Below are 17,726 nucleotides of genomic sequence, written 5' to 3'. Positions count from 1 at the left end.
ATTAATCTACCCAACCCAAAGGTTTCTTATCAGTTCTGTTATGGTCCTCAATACACGGTGCTAGCGGCGGTCTTGTAGTATCATTCCCCATTGGCTCTGGATTTGCTTGTCTACCTTTTAGTAATCCGATTGCACTTACTCCAGGAATCAATTCAGTTCTGTCAATTACAAAGGATTTAGTAGTTTTAGCACTTACCATAAATATCCCTCCCACGGGTTCTGTGGCATCAGTAATGTTTTTCACATTGCCAATCAAGCCTGCTGGTGGTGTATCTGCCAAGCTACCGTTTCTTTGTGATTGATTTATTAAAATATTGTAATAATCAAAAGCAGATTGAGAAATTGAATATTGCTGAACTTCAATTAAAGCATTTCGATATTGAAAAAAGGGTATTTTTGCGACCAATCTACCTTGAATATTCTTACCATTTGAATAAATATCAGACATAATGTTTACGTCTTCATTGTAAAAAATATCCCAACACTGAGCATCACAAGTATAGTCGTAAGTTACACTGCGTCGTTTTAGGTTAGCATCTTCTACACATTTTCCAAGAGGAAGAGGACTCGTGTAAAATCTGCCGCCTTCGCAACTTTTACAATAGCCCTGTTTTTCAAATAATCGCCATTGCCAAAGGTAAAATTGTTCATCAGTATTTATATCCTTGGTATCAATAAAGATATTATGTCCATCAATTTCTTTCCCTAGATAACTTATGCCTTTTTCATTTAAAGTTGAGTATATTTTTTCAATTGGAGAGACTGGATTGGCTATTTCTGAAGTGGATTCATAAGTTTTTCCTGCTAATTCAAACCTCAATTTGTAAGGAGTTTCAAGTTTACCTAAAAATCCAGAAGGAAGATTATATTTACCGCTACCAACGTATTGACACTCGATAATATTATTTTCGTTTTCTATCAAATACACTTTAGCGGATTCTACATTTACATATTCAATACTATTAGCAGAAGGAATATTTTTTTTGATTTTAACAAATTGCTCTGTATCGAAATTATTAATATCAGCTTCGATAAATAATATTTCTTTTTGACTTCCAAAGTTCAAATCGTACGGCTCTACACACGCCAAAACAGTTAAAAAAACTGCTAAAGCTCCCAACTTTACACTATATTTCATTAAGAGAGTTAAACTTTGTAAATGTACTGAAAATCTTATTCTTTACAGTAGATTATTTCTAAATCAGCCCAAATTTGCTAACAAAGTATCGAAATGTGTAGACAGATTTTGCAATTTTTATTATTTCAAAATAAAATGTTGCTTGATTATCCCTTTTTTGAAAAATACAATTCCAATAAAGAATAAGTCAATGGTTATACTTACTTTTTCATGATGAATAATTGTATTCCATGCGTTTTTCATTTCTTCTGACCAATAGATATCATCAAATACGAAGCAAGAATTCTCATCAATTTTTGAGAGGCAAAGTTCGAAATACTTAATAGTAGGCTTATATTGATGATTGGCATCAAAAAAAACGAAATCTACTTTTTCGAATTTATTTATTGCTAAAGCCAAATTAACGTCAATATTTCCTTCAATGGTTTCAATGTTATTGGTATTTAATGTTCTAAAATTGTTCTTTGCAATTTTTAAAGTCTCTGGACATCCTTCTAAAGTTTTAATTTTTCCATTTGGAGCGGCTTTTGAAAAATACAAAGTTGTGATACCAAATGAAGTACCTAAATCAATAATGTTTTGAAATTGATATTTTGAAATGAGTCTGTAAAGCATTTGGGCCCATTTTCTGGGCTTTAATGAGGTCCTAGCTAAATCTGAAACGCGTTCTGGATGGTTATTTTTTTTTCCAGCTCCAAAATCTACCCTTTGTATTTGCTTATTATTTTGAAGTAGTAATTTTCTTATATTTTCGATCTCTGAAAAATCCTCTTGAGCGTTTTTTCCTTTAAATATAGAATTGTAAAAATCAAAAACGAAGGGGGAGTGAATTCCATGAGCATTTTTTGCTTTGAAATAATACTTTAGGAAATCAAAATACATGTATTAATTTAAAATATAAGGTACGGTAAGTACAAACTCAGGAATAGCAATCAAAAAGGTTTTGCCATCTAATAATCTCTCCATGGTATAGAAGCCGTACATTTTCCCAATAGTGGACTTAAAATTACATCCAGATACATATTCGTGAAAGTTCCCTGGCTCTATAATGGGTTGATTACCAACTACTCCGTCGCCAATTACTTCTATAGAAGAACCGACTGAGTCCCAAATGTACCAATGACGTTTTAATAGCTTAAAAGTCGATTCTGAGTTGTTTTCTATTTTGATTTTATAAGAAAATGCAAAATGATTTTGCTCAGGGTCTGAATAAAAAGGCTGGAATTCTGCTATTACAGATACTTTTATGCCCTTTGTAACTGCCGTTTCCATAATCATTTAGTGTTTTTTTATTCAAAACGAATCTTTTTTGAATTTCGTTGTAAATAAAACAATAATTTTGAAACCAATCAATTAAAATCGATTAAAACGTACTAAATGGATATTAAAATAGAGAATTCGTGGGCAGATATTTTAAAAGAGGAATTTGATAAAGAATATTTTCGGAATCTAATGCAATTTATTGATAATGAATATGCTAACAAGGTTTGTTTTCCTCCTAAGAATCAAATTTTTAATGCTTTTAACCTTTGTGATTTAAAGAATACTAAAGTTGTGATTTTGGGCCAAGATCCTTATCATGGAATTGGTCAGGCAAATGGGCTCGCTTTTTCGGTCAATGATGGTGTTCCGTTTCCTCCTTCTTTAAGAAATATATTCAAAGAACTTAAAAACGATTTAGATATTGATATTCCATTTTCTGGGAATTTAGAAAAATGGGCTTCTCAGGGCGTTCTATTATTAAATGCAACTTTAACAGTAAGGGGAAATCAAGCTGGATCTCATCAAAAACAAGGCTGGGAAGTATTTACTGATGCTGTAATTTCTATTTTAAACAAAGAAAAAGAGAATCTTGTTTTTATGCTTTGGGGTGCCTATGCTCATTTAAAAGGCAAAAATATAGATGAAAACAGACATTTGGTTCTAAAATGCAAACATCCATCGCCTTTATCAGCTAATCAAGGAGGTTGGTTTAATCAGCAACAGTTTTCTACGGCTAATGCATATTTAGAAAAAAACCACCTCGCTCCTATTATCTGGTAATCTATTTCTGAATTTTCGAAAAATTAGCTTTAGTTTTGCAGTATGCAGAAATATGAAATTGTAGCTACTACATTTATGGGTCTTGAGCCCATTTTGGCAGAAGAAATCACCAAAATGGGAGGAGAAAACGTTGAAATACTCCGAAGAGCCGTGAGGTTTATTGGAAGCGACGAATTGCTTTATAAAGGCAATCTCGCATTAAGAACAGCACTACGCTTATTGGTACCCATAGATGAGTTTGAGGCAAAGAACGAAGAAGAGCTTTATCAAAATGTGTATGGTTTTCCATGGGAAAAAATCATGGGGCTCGACCAGACTTTTGTTATCGACGCAACCATTAGTGGCGAGTTTTTTAAACATTCCAAATATGTGGCACTAAAAGTTAAAGACGCTCTCGTAGATAGATTTAGAGATAAAAAAGGCAAACGACCAAGCGTAGCTCGTGATCATGCTGACGTGGCTATTAATGTGCATGTTTCAGGAAGTGCTGTAGTTATTTCCTTAGATTCTACGGGTCAAAGTTTGGACAAAAGAGGATATAGAAGAAAATCTAATGAGGCACCAATAAACGAGATTCTTGCGGCCGCTATTATTCTTAAAAGTGGTTGGAATGCAGGTATTCCTTTTTATGATCCTATGTCTGGTTCGGGTACTTTTAGTATCGAAGCAGCACTTATTGGTACAAATACGCCACCGGGGGTTAATCGCTCTTTTACGTTTCAAAATTGGAGAGATTTTGATGCAAGAACATTTGGTGAGGTAAAAAAGAAATTAGAAAGTGAAATTGTACAACCTGATTTGCAGATTTTTGCAAGAGATATTTTAGCCTCAAACTTGGAAAACATTGCAGAGAATGCTGAATTAGCTGGAATGGATGAATTTATCAATGTCAAAAAGGCAGATTTCTTTGAAACTGAACCTAAGACTGAAGGTGGAATTTTGGTGCTTAATCCTCCTTATGGCGAAAGAATGAAACTCGATGACTTGTTTGATTTTTATAGCAGAATTGGAGACACTTTTAAACAAAAATATGCGGGTTTTGATGCTTGGCTGATTAGTTCAGATAGAGAAGCTATAAAGAAAGTTGGCTTAAGAGGCGAACAAAAAACAGACTTGATGAACGGAGGTTTAGAGGCAAGATTATTGAAATACACCCTTTTCAAAGGAAAAAAAGAATAAAAAAAAGTTTGCTTTTTTGAAGCAAACTTTTTGATTTTTTATTTTATCAAGCTAAACAACCTACTCCATCGAATCTTATTCAGAAGTGAGCCGTCTGCGTCTATTGACATCCATATAAATACAGCCTTACCTACTACATGATCGGCCGGAACAAATCCCCAGAATCTTGAGTCGTCTGATTCATAACGATTGTCTCCCATCATAAAGTAATAGTCTTGGTTGAAAGTGTACTCATTGATTTGTTTTCCGTCAATAAATATTTTTCCGTCCTTGTATTCGGCATTTTTGTTGAGATCAAAAACTGTAATTACTGATTTGTACAAAGCAATGTTTTTCTCATCCAAGGTAATTTTCATACCTTTTTTTGGCACCGTAATTGGTCCCCAATTGTCTCTATTATTGGCAAACAAAGTAGTTTGATGAGGAAATGCATTGTAGTTTTGATCTGAAGTATCACCTTTTGCAATAATGTCAGGGTAGATATTGGTCACAAAGTCGTATTTTTTCAATTCCGACAAAGCAGCTTCTGTAGAGTTTATTTTATAAAAGACTTTTCCTTCAGAAGATTGAGCTCCCATATTTACAATTCCCAATTTTTCAAATAATTTCTCATTGATATTGGTATTGCACTCGATGTTATAATATTTCTGTGTGCCTGGAGCATCTTGAAACTTTACATTATTGACATAAGGAGCCGCATCTCTAACTTCTACTACATCACCAGCTATTCCTATACATCTTTTGATATAATTGGTTCTTAAATCCACCGGATATTTATCATAACCACCATATGGATCTGGTCTCTCAGGACATCCTGGATAGTTAAATACCACTACATCACCGTTTTTTACATGTGTAAAACCGGGTAATCTGTAGTTTGGAACTTGAATTAATGTAGAAAAAGAAGGGATTTCAGTAAACCAAATCTTCTGATGAGTCAAAGGAACCTGCAATAAAGTTTTAGGTGTACGAGCTCCGTAATGTACTTTTGAAACAAATAGGAAATCGTTTATTAATAAACTCTTTTCCATTGATCCGGTTGGGATGGTATAGGCCTCTAAAAATAATCCTCTAATCAATGTGGCGGCAACTACAGCAAATAGTACTGAGTCCCACCATTCTCGCATGGGTGATTTCTGTTTTTTAGTTTTTTTTTCTTCTTGTTCTGCCATGAATCTGTCTAAAATTAAATTTTCACAAAAATATACATTATACGGAATAAGACACAGTAAATTGTCAATATTCCATTTTAAATCTTTATCAATCAATAGAATCTATGATTTCATCAAAATCATTTTCCATTTCTTTGAATCTTTCTACCACTCTTTTTAAAAAAGTATCGCCCATCATTTCGTCAATATCGTCCTCTCCGGATACGTCTAATTCAGAAACTTTGTAAATTTGCTCAAACATTCCTGCTTCAAATTTTATTATATATTTGTTGTTGAATGAATAAAGTTCTGCCTTGCAGAAGTCATTTTCTATATTTTTAACAAATCTCATGAAAAATATACTATTTATTGTTTTGTTGTTTCCTATTATTTTGGCCTGCAAAGGTAACAAAGAATCTGCTGAATTTTTTAAACGTGGAAATTTTCATTATAAAAACAACGAATTAGACAAAGCAGAGCATTTTTTTACGGAAGCCATCAAAAAGGATGAGAATTTTGCCGATGCTTATAATAACCGAGGTGTAGTATATTTGAAAACCTCCAAAATAGAGAATGCTATTAAAGATTTCGAAAAGGCAGTGGAGCTTGATGGAACATTTATTGATGCCAAACTCAATCTGGCTAAGGTTTATAGCGAAATTGGGAAAACAGAAGAAGCCGAGAAACTTTTCAAAGAAATTGAGCCTAAAATGAAGACTTCTAGTGATTTTTATAATCAGTTTGGTCAAAATTTTGTTCGCCAGAATCATTTTGAAGAAGGAGAAAGCAATTTGAAGAAATCGCTTAAAATAAATCCTAAAAATGTGGAAGCACTGACAAATTTGGGTTACATAAAATTGATAAGCAATGAAGTAACTGAGGCAGAAAGTTTGTTTTTGAAGGCTTTAGAAATTAATCCTGACTTTGCATATGCTCTTAATAATCAGGCAGTGGTTTTGGGTAAAAAAAGATTATTTGCTGAAGCAATAAATCTATTAGAAAAGGCTGAAAATAAGGATGTTAATAATATAATTTATACCAATAACATGGCTTTGTTTGCACTTGAAAATAGCAATTCGATATTAGGATTGGACAAAATCAAGAAAGCTGAAAAAATAGATGAAACCAATCCTTATACTGTGCGTAATCAAGGTATTTATTTACTAAATATGAAGAAATTTCAAGAAGCTTTACTTAAATTTTCGGAAGTTGAGAAAAACAATCCTGAAGTTGATTATATCTATTATTATTTGGGAAAATCTTATTTAGAATTAAATAATAAACCTAAAGCATGCGAATATTTTAAACTAGGAACCAAACTTAATGATGCTTGGTCTAAAGATTATGCTGTGAATTGTAATTAAATAGGTTTTAGAAATTCGATATTACGTTTTAAGCCTTCAAATTTTGTCCTTTTTAATGCAGAATTTTTAAAAACTGAATTAAATATTTCTTCCGTAATTTCTTCCCAATCACCTAGTTTTTTTAAATCATCATTCATTTTGAATTCTTGAATAGAATGTGGCTTAGTAAACCGATTCCAAGGGCAAACATCTTGGCAAATATCGCAGCCAAAAGCCCAATTTTCCATTTTTCCTTTGAATTCAGCAGGAATTTGTTCTTTTAATTCTATAGTCAAGTAGCTTATACATTTACTTCCGTCTACCACATAAGCATCTACGATGGCATCTGTTGGACATGCATCTAAACATGCTGTGCATGTACCACAATAATCTTTTATTGGTCCATCATATTCTAGTTCTAAATCGCAAATTATCTCTCCAATAAAGAAAAAACTCCCAATGTTTCTATTGATTAAATTGCTGTGTTTCCCTATCCAGCCTACACCTGATTTTTTTGCCCAAACTTTGTCCATTACGGGAGCAGAATCTACAAATACTCTTCCATTTATTTCTCCAATCTCAACCGTCATTGCAGCAAACAACTCTTTAAGTTTGTCTTTTATAACAAAATGATAATCAGTCCCATAAGCGTATTTAGATATTTTTATGTCTTCTTTTTCTTCTGACTTTTTTTCTTCAGGAAAATAATTCAAAATGAAAGTTATAACCGATTTTGCACCTTCAACCAAAAGCCTAGGATCTAGCCTTTTGTCGAAATGATTGGCCATATAGGCCATTTTTCCATTGTAGTTTTTTTTAAGCCAAATATCCAAAAGCGGAGCTTCTTTTTCTAGAAATTCAGCTTTTGAAATTCCACAAAAGTCAAAACCTAGCTCCTTAGCTTTTTCTTTAATAAATCTTGTATATTTCTCTTTTTGCAAAAAAAACTATTATTTTTCCCAAAAGTAAGTTGGTTTATTTTCTAAGCAAAGGTTTTTTATTGTCAGTTTAGAAAGTATTTTTGTAAGAATCATTGCTAATTGAGTAGATGAACCCAAAAATTCGTGCTTTTATAATTCTTTTATTTATTGGTTTTGGTTGTCAACCACCGCCTGATTTACCTCCTTTTGAGATTACAGTAACTGTTTTACCCAATAGTACATCAGTTCAATTAGATTGGACTATTGTGAATGACCCAAGGATTGGAGATGTTAGATATGATCTTTATCTAAGCAATACACTTATAAATGGTAATATAAACGGCAATACTTACACGATAAATAACCTTCAATATAATACCTTATATACTGGCCAGTTGGTAGGAAAAACACTTCGAGGTGATACAGAGTCTAGAGATTTTTCATTTACAACAGGTAAGGAATACATTTCTATTCCAGATGCAGGATTTGAAACTGCATTAATTGATGCAGGAATAGATACTGAATTGATTCAAGACGGAAGAATGATAAAAGAAGATACAAAAGGTGTCAAATCAATATCGGCAAATTCTTATAGTATCGCTAATCTTGAAGGAATTCAATATTTTACAGACTTAGAAGTTTTGAATGCTTCCCAAAATTCTATTTCTTTGGTTAATTTGGGAAGCAATGTCAATTTGATAAAGCTGGATTTAAGTAAAAATAACATTACAAACTTGAATCTTTCAAGTAATACTAAAATTAATCAATTAACTGTTTTTTCAAATCAACTCAATCAACTTAATATTACACAATGTGTTGATTTGGAGGTTCTTGTGGCTGATCATAATAGATTAAGTGCTTTGGATTTGACGCGTTGTACTTTGTTAAAAACTTTGGGTCTAGGTTTTAATTTATTTACTCAAATAAACTTATCCGCAAATACGAAATTGACAGATTTAGACATGGAAGCCAACAGTCTCAATTCTATAACCTTAACCCCTTTTGTAAATATGTTTAATTTGAATTTGAAGGCTAATAATCTTTCTAGTTTAAATATTTCCACTAATACCAACATAAATTTTTTAAATTTGCAAAATAATAGACTATCAAGCGTCAATTTGGCTTCTAATTTGTTATTAAAAGCTTTAGACGTTTCAAATAACAGACTGACCAGCTTAAGTGTAAAGCCTCATTCTCAATTGATAAGTTTAAATACTGTAAATAATCCGAATTTAGGACAAATTTGTGTTGCGGATGTACCAGCTGCACTAGACAATTTTGATTTTGAAAAGGACGTTTTTACGCAATATGTTTCTAATTGTAATTAAAATAAAATGACTTACGCGACAACCGAAATAACCAGTGCTGAGATTCTTTCAGACAATCCAGTACACCAAAGATTGTATTTTCCATATGAAATGGCCGCAAAAATTATTAGTGGTAAAGTGCTTGAGTTAGGTTGTGGTTGGGGCCGAGGGGTTGAAAAACTAATAAGTTCGTGTGAGCATTTTACGGGTTTGGACAAAAATGAGCCATTGATTAAGGCTCTTCAAGAAAAACACCCAAAGCATTATTTTAATACGGCTAATCTTCCTTTTTTAACAGAATTTGAAGATAATACCTTTGATTTTATCGTTACTTTTCAGGTAATTGAGCATATACAAAACGACCATAAGTTTTTACAAGAGGCACACCGTGTGCTAAAACCAGGTGGAAAAATACTCCTAACCACTGTCAATAAAGATTATTCTTTAAGTAGAAATCCTTGGCATATTAGAGAATATAAAACGGAAGAACTTAAAAACTTGATGTTGAAGTATTTTAAAACTTTGGACGCCAAAGGTGTTGGTGGAAATGATAAAGTTTGGGAATATTATGCTCAAAACAAAGCTTCGGTAAACAAAATTATGCGTTGGGATATTTTTAATCTTCAACACAATTTGCCTGCATGGATTTTGAGAATTCCTTACGAAATACTGAACAGATTCAATAGAAACAAACTTTTGCAACAATCTGAAGGTTTGGCGGCAGAAATCAATTGGGACGATCATTATTTAAGCGAGGAGCCGGAGAAATGCATTGACTATTTCTTTGTGGCTACCAAATAATGCACCTTTACATTCATATTCCTTTTTGTAAACAAGCATGTTATTATTGTGATTTTCATTTTAGCACCAACCTTCAACAAATGGAGAAAGTTGTAAATGCTATTTGTAAAGAGATTGAACTTCAAAAAGATTATTTAAAAGAGAAAAAACTCCAAACGATATATTTTGGAGGAGGAACACCTTCGCTCCTATCAGGAAATGATTTTGAAAAAATCTTTTCTACTATTTCAAATATTTATGATTTATCAGCTTTAGAAGAAATTACCATTGAGACCAATCCGGATGATATTTCTTTGGAGGCAATAAATACTTGGAAATCATTTGGAATAAATAGAGTGAGTTTGGGTATTCAAACTTTTAATGAAGAGCTTCTAAAATTTATGAATCGTGCTCATAATTCGGAGCAAAGCTTTGAAGCCGTTAAACTTTTGCAAAGTAATTTTTCTAATAATCTTACGGTAGATTTAATTTATGCCAAAAATGGCGGTGATTTTTCGAATGAAAAACACAATGAGATTCTCCAAAAAGATTTAGAGATAATTAAGGATTTTAATTTAGAACATATTTCTGCCTATAACCTAACTATTGAAGATTCAACTGTTTTTGGTAAATGGCTTAAGCAAAAAAAAATAGCTCCAATTAGTGAAGATTACGCAGCTGAACAATTTGAAATACTGGTAGAAGGCTTACTAAAGCAGGGTTTTATTCAATATGAAATATCAAACTTTGCAAAAAATGATAAATTCGCTATACATAACTCATCCTACTGGAAAAACGAAGAATATTTGGGCATAGGGCCTTCTGCACATTCGTATAATCTTGAAACAAGGCAAGCGAATGTTTCAAATAATACAAAATATATCAAAGAAATTGAAGCGGGAATTGTTCCTTTTAATTTAGAAAAACTTTCCGTTTCTGAAAAAATTAATGATTATTTACTCTGTGGACTAAGAACCATTTGGGGAGTTGATTTAAACAAAATATCCCAAATGTCAGAAGTTGTTCCTTCTTCTTTTTGGGATACTTTAGAGACTCTGAAATCTCAAAATCTTATTTTGCAAAACGAAAACACTATCAGAATCACGGACAGAGGTCGAATATTTTCTGATAAAATCGCTTCTGACTTGTTTTGGGACTGAAATTATTCAGCTACACAAACTTCTTCGTAAACTGCAGCCAAGTGACCACCAATCATTTCAGCTGAACGACCTTCAATATGATGTCTCTCTACGAAATGCACCAATTCACCGTCTTTAAATAATGCTATAGAAGGAGAAGATGGAGGCAATGGAATATAGTCACGCATACGTTGCGTCGCTTCTGTGTCTACACCAGCAAAAACTGTCACCAATTGGTCAGGCTTATTCTCTGACATTTGAAGAGAAAGTTTTGCACCTGGACGACATGTACCTGCCGCACAGCCACAAACTGAATTTATTACTACTAAAGCAGTACCTTTTTGATCTGCCATAAATTGATCAACATCTGCTGCAGATGTCAATTGCTTAAACCCTACTGATGTAAGGTCTTCTTTCATTGGAGCTACTAAATGAGGAGGATACATTTTTATTTTTTATTTTAATCCCCGACCCCTTCGGGAAATTTCAAATTCTTTTCAGCAAAATGGAGGGGTTAACCCAAAAAGCTTTTTTTACAAAAAACCAAGTTCTAACTTGGCAACTTCACTCATCATCTCGGTGCCGTAAGGAGGATCAAAGGTAAGTTCTATACTAACGTCATTAACTCCCTCAACTTCTCTGATTTTTTCTTCTATCTCTGAAGGAATTGCCTCAGCCGAAGGACATGATGGTGATGTTAGTGTCATTAAAACGAATACATTATTGACAGGGAATATTTTGATATCATAAATTAATCCCAACTCAAAAACATCTACGGGTATTTCGGGGTCATATACTTGCTTTATGGCCTCTATTACTTTATTTTTCAATTCTTCTTCCTGTGCGTCCATTTCAATTAGGCTTTAAATACTTTCTAAAAAACACTTATTTAATTTATTAAGTTCTTTATTTTCCTAAACTTTGGTAAGCCAAAGCGTAGGTTTTCATTTGCTTAACCATAGAAGCTAATCCATTAGAACGGGTTTGAGCCAAATGGCTTGTAAGGCCTATTCTATCTATAAAATAAAGATCCGCATCTAATATTTCTTGCGGAGTATGATCAGATAAAACCTGCAAAAGCATGTTTACTAATCCTTTTACTATAATCGCTTGACTATCAGCTTCGAAAACAACATTTCCATCTTCAAATTTTGCATTAAGCCAAACCAATGACTGACAACCTTTTATTATATTATCCTCTGTCTTGAATTCATCAGCCAATCCGGGTAATTTTTTACCTAAATCAATGATGTATTCGTACTTCTCTTCCCAATCATCAAATAATTCGAAATTCTCAATTAATTCTTCCTGTTGTTCGTTTATCGTCATTTTTATGAAAGAAGTTTTTGTACTTTCTTGATGCCAGCTATTAAAGAATCGACTTCTTCAAAAGTATTATATACTGAAAATGAAGCCCTTGCAGTGCCTGGGATGTTAAATCTTTGCATCAAAGGCTGCGTACAATGATGACCAGTCCTTATAGCAATACCTTGCTGGTCTAAAATAATTCCTATATCTTGGGGGTGAATATTTTCTAGAACAAATGATATAACGCTAACTTTTTCCTTTGCTTTTCCTATAATTTTCAGTCCTGGAATTTCTTCTAATTTCTCAGTAGCGTATTCTAAAAGTTGATTTTCATGTTCTGCAATGTTCTCCTTTCCGATTGTATTTATATAGTCAATCGCAAACTTAAAAGCCATAACATCTGCTATATTGGGTGTTCCAGCTTCAAATTTATATGGCAAATCGGCATAAGTTGTTTTTTCAAAAGTAACCTCCTTTATCATTTCGCCGCCACCTCTGTAAGGAGGCATGGCCAAAAGAAGGTCCTTTTTTCCATATAATATACCTACTCCCGTAGGACCAAAAAGTTTGTGTGCTGAAAGAGCATAAAAATCTACATCTAAATCCTGCACATCTATATTAATATGACTACTTGCTTGTGCACCGTCTATTAAGACCTTTGCCCCTACTTTATGAGCTTCATCAATGATGGATTTAATTGGATTTATTGTCCCTAAAGCATTAGAAACATGAACTACTGAAACCAATTTCGTTTTATCAGAAAGCAGGTTCTTGTATTCATCCATTAAAAGTTCACCATCTTCATTTATTGGAATTACTTTTAAAATAGCACCTTTTTCTTCACATAGCATTTGCCAAGGCACTATGTTGGAATGATGCTCAAGTGTCGAAATGATTATTTCGTCACCTTCTCCAATAAATTTTTTCCCAAAAGTATTGGCTACTAGATTTATTGAATCGGTAGTGCCATAAGTAAAAATTATTTCCTCAGTTGAGGCGGCATTCAAAAAAGTCTTTACCGTTTTTCTTGTATCTTCAAATGCAGCAGTTGCTTTTTCAGCCAAATGATGAATGCCTCTGTGAATGTTGGCATTGTAGGCCGAATAGTAATCTGTAATAGCATCGATTACTATTTTTGGCTTTTGCGTGGTGGCTGCATTGTCAAAATATACTAATTTTTTGCCACCTACCGTTTCTTCTAAAATAGGGAAATCTTTTCTAATCGTATGTATATCAAGCTCCACTTTACCTATTTTTTTTATCTCAAAACGAGATTATGTTAATTTATTTTCAATTAATACATCCAGCATATCTCTTAATTTTTCAATTTTTATTTGAGATACAACGTCTTCAGCAAAAGCCACCAATTGTAATCTTATGGCCTCTGGTTTAGGAATACCGCGAGATTGCATATAAAATATTGCTTCATCGTTAAGTTTTCCTGTTGTGGTACCATGCGAACATTTTACATCATCTGCCCAAATCTCCAACTGAGGTTTAGAATTCATTGATGCATTGTCAGAAGTAATTACGTTTCTGCAGTTTTGATAAGCATTTGTTTTTTGGGCATCTTCTCTAACAAAGATTTTACCATTAAAAACGCCATTGCTACTGTCCATTAACACGCCTTTATAAAGTTCATTACTTTCGCAATTGGGCTTTCTGTGGTCTACTAATGTATGATTGTCAATGTGTTGTTTGCCATTAGGAATATACAAACCAAACATGTGGCTTTCTATATGCTCTCCATCTAAAACCAAATTTAGGTTATTTCTAACAAAGCCTCCATTGATAGTAACTGTGGCTGCATAAAAATAACTTTTTGCGGCTTGAATTACTTGAGTTGTTCCTAAATGATAACTTTTATCGTTTTCATCTTGAATTTTATAGTAATCTGCTCTTGCGTCTTCATCTACAAAAATCTCAGTAACAAGATTCGAAATAGCTGCATGCTCTCCAACAGTTTGGAATATTTCTACAACTTTCACCTCAGCATTTTTACCAATAACTATCAGATTATGAATGTTATTAGAAATGTCACCAGAATTTACGTCTGAGATGTTTTTTATTATTACTGCTTGGTCTAAAGTAGAATTATCAGGTATTATGATGACTGAACCAGTCGATGCTAAGGCTACATTTAAGGCAGAAACACTTTCTTTTTCAAGATCAAGGGATTTTCCGTAATATTTCTCAATTATTTCTGGATTTTGCTCCAAAGCTTGGTCGAGAGACATCACTTTGATTTTGCTACTTTCCTCAATATGTGATAGCTCAGTTTGGAAAATTCCATTTACAAAACACAAAGAAATACCTTCTAAATCACTTAAAGGTAGACTTTTGAAGATAGAAGAATCAAAATTTGAGGCTTTGGGGAACGAAACGGAAATTTTCTCTAAACCTTTCAGATTTGAATATTTCCAATCTTCATTTTTAACACTTGGTAAACCCAAAGATTTATATTTCTCAAATGCAGATCTACGAATCTTGTTAAATGAAGAATCGGACTTTCCGTTGAGATTTTTTTGAATATTTTCAAATTCAGCCTCGTATTGGGCCTGAATATTGGGAAATGACATTTTTGTTTTATTAAATGAATTAAAAAATTAAACCATTGAAGCTTCTAAAGCATCTGCTTCGGCTTTAATCCAATCGTAACCTTTTTCTTCTAGTTCAAGTGCCAATTCTTTTGTACCTGATTTCACAATTTTTCCTTTGTATAAAACGTGAACAAAGTCTGGCACGATGTAATCCAACAATCTTTGGTAGTGGGTAACTACTATGAAAGAGCGATCTTTCGAACGTAATTGGTTTACACCATCCGCCACAATTTTCAATGCGTCAATGTCAAGACCTGAGTCAGTTTCGTCCAAAATACCCAAAGAAGGCTCTAACATGGCCATTTGGAATATTTCATTACGTTTCTTTTCACCGCCAGAAAAACCCTCATTAAGCGAACGTCTCAATAATTGATCATCGATTTTTACAGATTTTGCTTTATCTTTCATTAACTTAAGAAACTGTGCAGCATCTAGAGGATCTTTTTCGTGGTATTTTCTGATTTGATTGATAGCAGTTTTCAAGAAATTGATGGTTGTCACACCAGGAATCTCAACAGGATATTGAAAAGCTAAAAATATACCTTCAGCAGCTCTTTCCTCAGGTGCCAATTCCAATAAATCCTTACCATTGAATTCAACAGTTCCTCCGGTTACTTCATAATCTTCTCTTCCTGCTAAAACAGATGCCAAAGTACTCTTTCCTGAGCCATTTGGGCCCATTATAGCATGCACTTCGCCTGGTTTTATTTCTAAATTTATACCTCTAAGTATTTCTTTACTTTCTACTCTTGCTTGTAAATTACTGATTTTCAGCATATTCTAATTCTGAATGATTATATGGTACAAAGATAATTCATTAATATAAATATTAATCATTATTTTTAATAACTCTAAATAAGGCTTCCTTGTTCCATTTTTTGGTTTTTTTAAATGAAATATTGAATTTAGATCCAATATTAGGTTCAATAATACTTGCCTTTCCAAACACATTCCACAAATAATCTAATTCAATCGATTACAATTTTGGATTTTTCGGCTTTATAGGCATTTCAAAGTTATTTGCACCCTGAACATTAACTTTTCTCTTATATACTTTATCATGAATAGAAGCATAAAGTATATCGAAATTTGGCCCACCGAAACATAGATTGGAAACTTGTCCTTTGGTTTTGGGAACTGGAATTATGGCATTTACTCTACCTAATTGGTCCATCACCTGTAATCCACTTAAGCTTGTTACATAAATCCTTCCTTCTTTGTCACATTTAATTCCATCGCTCCAGGCATTTTCGTCTTTGTCAAGTACATGTAACCAGCCAAATCTTTGTTTGTTGGCTAAGCTTCCGTCTGGCAAAATAGAATAAACCCAAACCCAATGCGAAGCAGATTCTGTTACGTACAATTGTGTTTGGTCAGGCGAAAAGCACAATCCATTGGCAAATTTCAAACCCTCATCTACAATCGTTCTTTCTCCATTTGGTTTGATCAGATAAAGTTTACTTGGTTTTTCTCTACCATCTGGCGAGGTAACATACACATTTCCGTTGTAGGAAATCGACACATCGTTTCCAGGGGTTTCTTCAGCTAAAACTGAATAGGATTTATTGTCTTTATAAGCATGAACCTGCTTGGTTGGCGGTTGTGACCATCCACCAGTTGCGGTTATCATATCACCAGCTTTTGAGAAAGTAGTTCCACTTGCTTTTTTTGAATCTTCAATATATACTTCTACCTTACCATCTAGTGTAATTTTATAAGTCTTGGCATTAGGTATATCTTGAAAAAACACTTCTCCTTTCGCATTTACGGCTGTCCCTTCTGTAAAACCGTAGTTTTCACCGACCAATTCCCAGCCTTCATTTTCAATTAAAATATCTTTCAAAAATGGATTATTGGTACTTCCTGTCTTGATTTTGTTTGGATAGTCTCGCCATAACCATCGCATGGCTTCTGGGAAAACTGCCGTTCCGTGCTGTCCGTTATGTGCTCCTTCTCCCCAAATATGCTTGACATCATAGCCTGAAAAAGTCAAAGCTCTTTCCATTGATTCGTTGGCTTTCCACCAATCACCAGCATAAATATTTAAGTCATTTGAACCGTCTTGTAAGAAAATTCTGATCGGTTTTGGTTCGTGTTTTCTTACTAAAATATCATATCTATCTGCTCCACGTAAACCTGTGTAAGTTCCGATAGCACTAAAAACTCTCGAAAACTCTTCGGGACGCTCCCATGCTACTGTAAATGCACAAACAGCTCCACTGCTTGAACCTCCAATTGCTCTATCATTGCCATTTTTAGAAAGAATTATCGACCTTCCATCTTTGGTTTTAATTTTTTCTACTTCGGGTAAAATTTCTTCCAGTAAAAACCTTACGTAATTGTCTCCAAGACCATCATATTCAAAGCTTCTATTGAATCTATCGATAGCATTTTCTGCATTTTTTGTTTTTACTTTGCCAGGCGTGATAAACACACCTATAGTTATTGGCATTTCTTTGGAATGAATAAGGTTATCAAAAACTATGGGAGCTTTCCATTGTATGCCGTCTTGGTTTACATAAACACATGCAGGCTTTTTTCCATCATATTGTACTGGAATATAAATACTTACCTCTCTTTCTGTACCAGGGAAAATCTTGGAATTGTCATAAGTAAATTTAATTATTTCCCCTTTTGGTACATTGGACTGTTCAACAGAAGCTGGGTCTACTGAATAGTTTTCAAGGTTACTTTGAGCGAGGGTTTTGCCCAAAATAAACATCAGCAGAAATGTTATATTTCTTTTCATTTTTTAAGGTGATTGGTTGAATATTAATCAAATTTTAATTGCAATTTATTGAATTAAAAGCACTTATTT

General features: G+C 33.3%; 19 protein-coding genes. 6 read left to right on the top strand and 13 right to left on the bottom strand.

Features of this window, described 5'->3' with window-relative positions; genetic code table 11:
- Window position 1: 1 nt before the first annotated feature.
- From EGI22_RS18470 to apaG, 3 genes are all read right to left on the bottom strand, one after another.
- Window positions 2-1,138: a DUF4249 domain-containing protein gene (locus tag EGI22_RS18470; protein ID WP_255069921.1), complete on the bottom strand. Its 1,137-nt coding sequence runs from the start codon at window positions 1,136-1,138 to the stop codon at window positions 2-4.
- A 120-nt stretch (window positions 1,139-1,258) separates the two neighbouring features.
- Entirely contained in the window at window positions 1,259-2,020 is a 762-nt protein-coding gene (locus EGI22_RS18465; RefSeq protein ID WP_255069920.1) for an O-methyltransferase, read from the bottom strand.
- A gap of 3 nt (window positions 2,021-2,023) precedes the next feature.
- Complete coding sequence (apaG, locus tag EGI22_RS18460; RefSeq protein WP_255069919.1) at window positions 2,024-2,410, bottom strand: Co2+/Mg2+ efflux protein ApaG; 387 nt, start codon at window positions 2,408-2,410, stop codon at window positions 2,024-2,026.
- A 105-nt stretch (window positions 2,411-2,515) separates the two neighbouring features.
- Here apaG and EGI22_RS18455 point away from each other — a divergent pair, with 105 nt between their 5' ends.
- Window positions 2,516-3,181, top strand: coding sequence for a uracil-DNA glycosylase (locus tag EGI22_RS18455; protein WP_255069918.1), 666 nt, complete (start codon window positions 2,516-2,518; stop codon window positions 3,179-3,181).
- A gap of 42 nt (window positions 3,182-3,223) precedes the next feature.
- Window positions 3,224-4,360: a class I SAM-dependent RNA methyltransferase gene (locus EGI22_RS18450; protein ID WP_255069917.1), complete on the top strand. Its 1,137-nt coding sequence runs from the start codon at window positions 3,224-3,226 to the stop codon at window positions 4,358-4,360.
- Window positions 4,361-4,398: 38 nt separating this feature from the next.
- Here the strand turns inward: EGI22_RS18450 and lepB are convergent, their stop codons facing one another.
- A complete protein-coding gene (lepB, locus tag EGI22_RS18445) occupies window positions 4,399-5,532 on the bottom strand; it encodes a signal peptidase I (RefSeq protein WP_255069916.1) in 1,134 nt (377 codons plus the stop codon).
- An 88-nt stretch (window positions 5,533-5,620) separates the two neighbouring features.
- Complete coding sequence (locus EGI22_RS18440; protein ID WP_255069915.1) at window positions 5,621-5,863, bottom strand: hypothetical protein; 243 nt, start codon at window positions 5,861-5,863, stop codon at window positions 5,621-5,623.
- On the opposite strand from EGI22_RS18440, the gene EGI22_RS18435 reads away from it, so the two are divergent.
- Window positions 5,862-6,875, top strand: a complete 1,014-nt coding sequence (locus tag EGI22_RS18435) for a tetratricopeptide repeat protein (RefSeq protein WP_255069914.1) — start codon at window positions 5,862-5,864, stop codon at window positions 6,873-6,875. The two genes, EGI22_RS18440 and EGI22_RS18435, sit on opposite strands and share 2 nt — an antisense overlap.
- On the opposite strand, the gene queG is transcribed toward EGI22_RS18435, so the two are convergent.
- Window positions 6,872-7,795, bottom strand: coding sequence for a tRNA epoxyqueuosine(34) reductase QueG (gene queG / locus EGI22_RS18430; RefSeq protein WP_255069913.1), 924 nt, complete (start codon window positions 7,793-7,795; stop codon window positions 6,872-6,874). The genes EGI22_RS18435 and queG overlap by 4 nt on opposite strands.
- Before the next feature lie 107 nt (window positions 7,796-7,902).
- On the opposite strand from queG, the gene EGI22_RS18425 reads away from it, so the two are divergent.
- From EGI22_RS18425 to hemW, 3 genes are read left to right on the top strand one after another with little or no spacing between them, the layout of a single operon-like run.
- Complete coding sequence (locus EGI22_RS18425; protein WP_255069912.1) at window positions 7,903-9,102, top strand: leucine-rich repeat domain-containing protein; 1,200 nt, start codon at window positions 7,903-7,905, stop codon at window positions 9,100-9,102.
- Window positions 9,103-9,108: 6 nt separating this feature from the next.
- Window positions 9,109-9,882, top strand: coding sequence for a class I SAM-dependent methyltransferase (locus EGI22_RS18420; protein ID WP_255069911.1), 774 nt, complete (start codon window positions 9,109-9,111; stop codon window positions 9,880-9,882).
- Window positions 9,882-11,021 carry a radical SAM family heme chaperone HemW gene (hemW, locus tag EGI22_RS18415; protein WP_255069910.1) on the top strand — a complete coding sequence of 380 codons (1,140 nt, stop codon included), beginning with the start codon at window positions 9,882-9,884 and terminating at the stop codon, window positions 11,019-11,021. Before EGI22_RS18420 ends, hemW begins: the two co-directional genes overlap by 1 nt.
- Before the next feature lie 2 nt (window positions 11,022-11,023).
- Here hemW and EGI22_RS18410 read toward each other — a convergent pair whose 3' ends face one another.
- The 7 genes from EGI22_RS18410 to EGI22_RS18380 all read right to left on the bottom strand — a co-directional run bounded on the left by EGI22_RS18410 (window position 11,024) and on the right by EGI22_RS18380 (window position 17,657).
- Window positions 11,024-11,446 (bottom strand): BrxA/BrxB family bacilliredoxin, encoded by a 423-nt coding sequence (locus EGI22_RS18410; RefSeq protein WP_255069909.1) that lies wholly within the window; start codon window positions 11,444-11,446, stop codon window positions 11,024-11,026.
- An 87-nt stretch (window positions 11,447-11,533) separates the two neighbouring features.
- Window positions 11,534-11,851 (bottom strand): iron-sulfur cluster assembly protein, encoded by a 318-nt coding sequence (locus EGI22_RS18405; protein ID WP_255069908.1) that lies wholly within the window; start codon window positions 11,849-11,851, stop codon window positions 11,534-11,536.
- 55 nt (window positions 11,852-11,906) lie between these two features.
- The gene (locus EGI22_RS18400) at window positions 11,907-12,329 is read right to left on the bottom strand and encodes a SufE family protein (RefSeq protein ID WP_255069907.1); all 423 of its coding nucleotides are present in this window, start codon (window positions 12,327-12,329) and stop codon (window positions 11,907-11,909) included.
- A 2-nt stretch (window positions 12,330-12,331) separates the two neighbouring features.
- Complete coding sequence (locus EGI22_RS18395; protein ID WP_255069906.1) at window positions 12,332-13,552, bottom strand: cysteine desulfurase; 1,221 nt, start codon at window positions 13,550-13,552, stop codon at window positions 12,332-12,334.
- Between the two features lie 30 nt (window positions 13,553-13,582).
- Window positions 13,583-14,887 (bottom strand): Fe-S cluster assembly protein SufD, encoded by a 1,305-nt coding sequence (gene sufD / locus EGI22_RS18390; protein WP_255069905.1) that lies wholly within the window; start codon window positions 14,885-14,887, stop codon window positions 13,583-13,585.
- Between the two features lie 27 nt (window positions 14,888-14,914).
- On the bottom strand, window positions 14,915-15,685 hold the full coding sequence (sufC, locus tag EGI22_RS18385) for a Fe-S cluster assembly ATPase SufC (RefSeq protein ID WP_255069904.1): 771 nt from the start codon (window positions 15,683-15,685) through the stop codon (window positions 14,915-14,917).
- A gap of 199 nt (window positions 15,686-15,884) precedes the next feature.
- Window positions 15,885-17,657, bottom strand: a complete 1,773-nt coding sequence (locus EGI22_RS18380) for an SMP-30/gluconolactonase/LRE family protein (RefSeq protein ID WP_255069903.1) — start codon at window positions 17,655-17,657, stop codon at window positions 15,885-15,887.
- Window positions 17,658-17,726: the final 69 nt, after the last annotated feature.

This window comes from Lacihabitans sp. LS3-19 (assembly GCF_024343575.1).
Classification (GTDB): domain Bacteria; phylum Bacteroidota; class Bacteroidia; order Cytophagales; family Spirosomataceae; genus Leadbetterella.
Note: the sequence above shows the minus strand (reverse complement) of the source record. Positions and strands in the feature narration are given on the sequence as shown.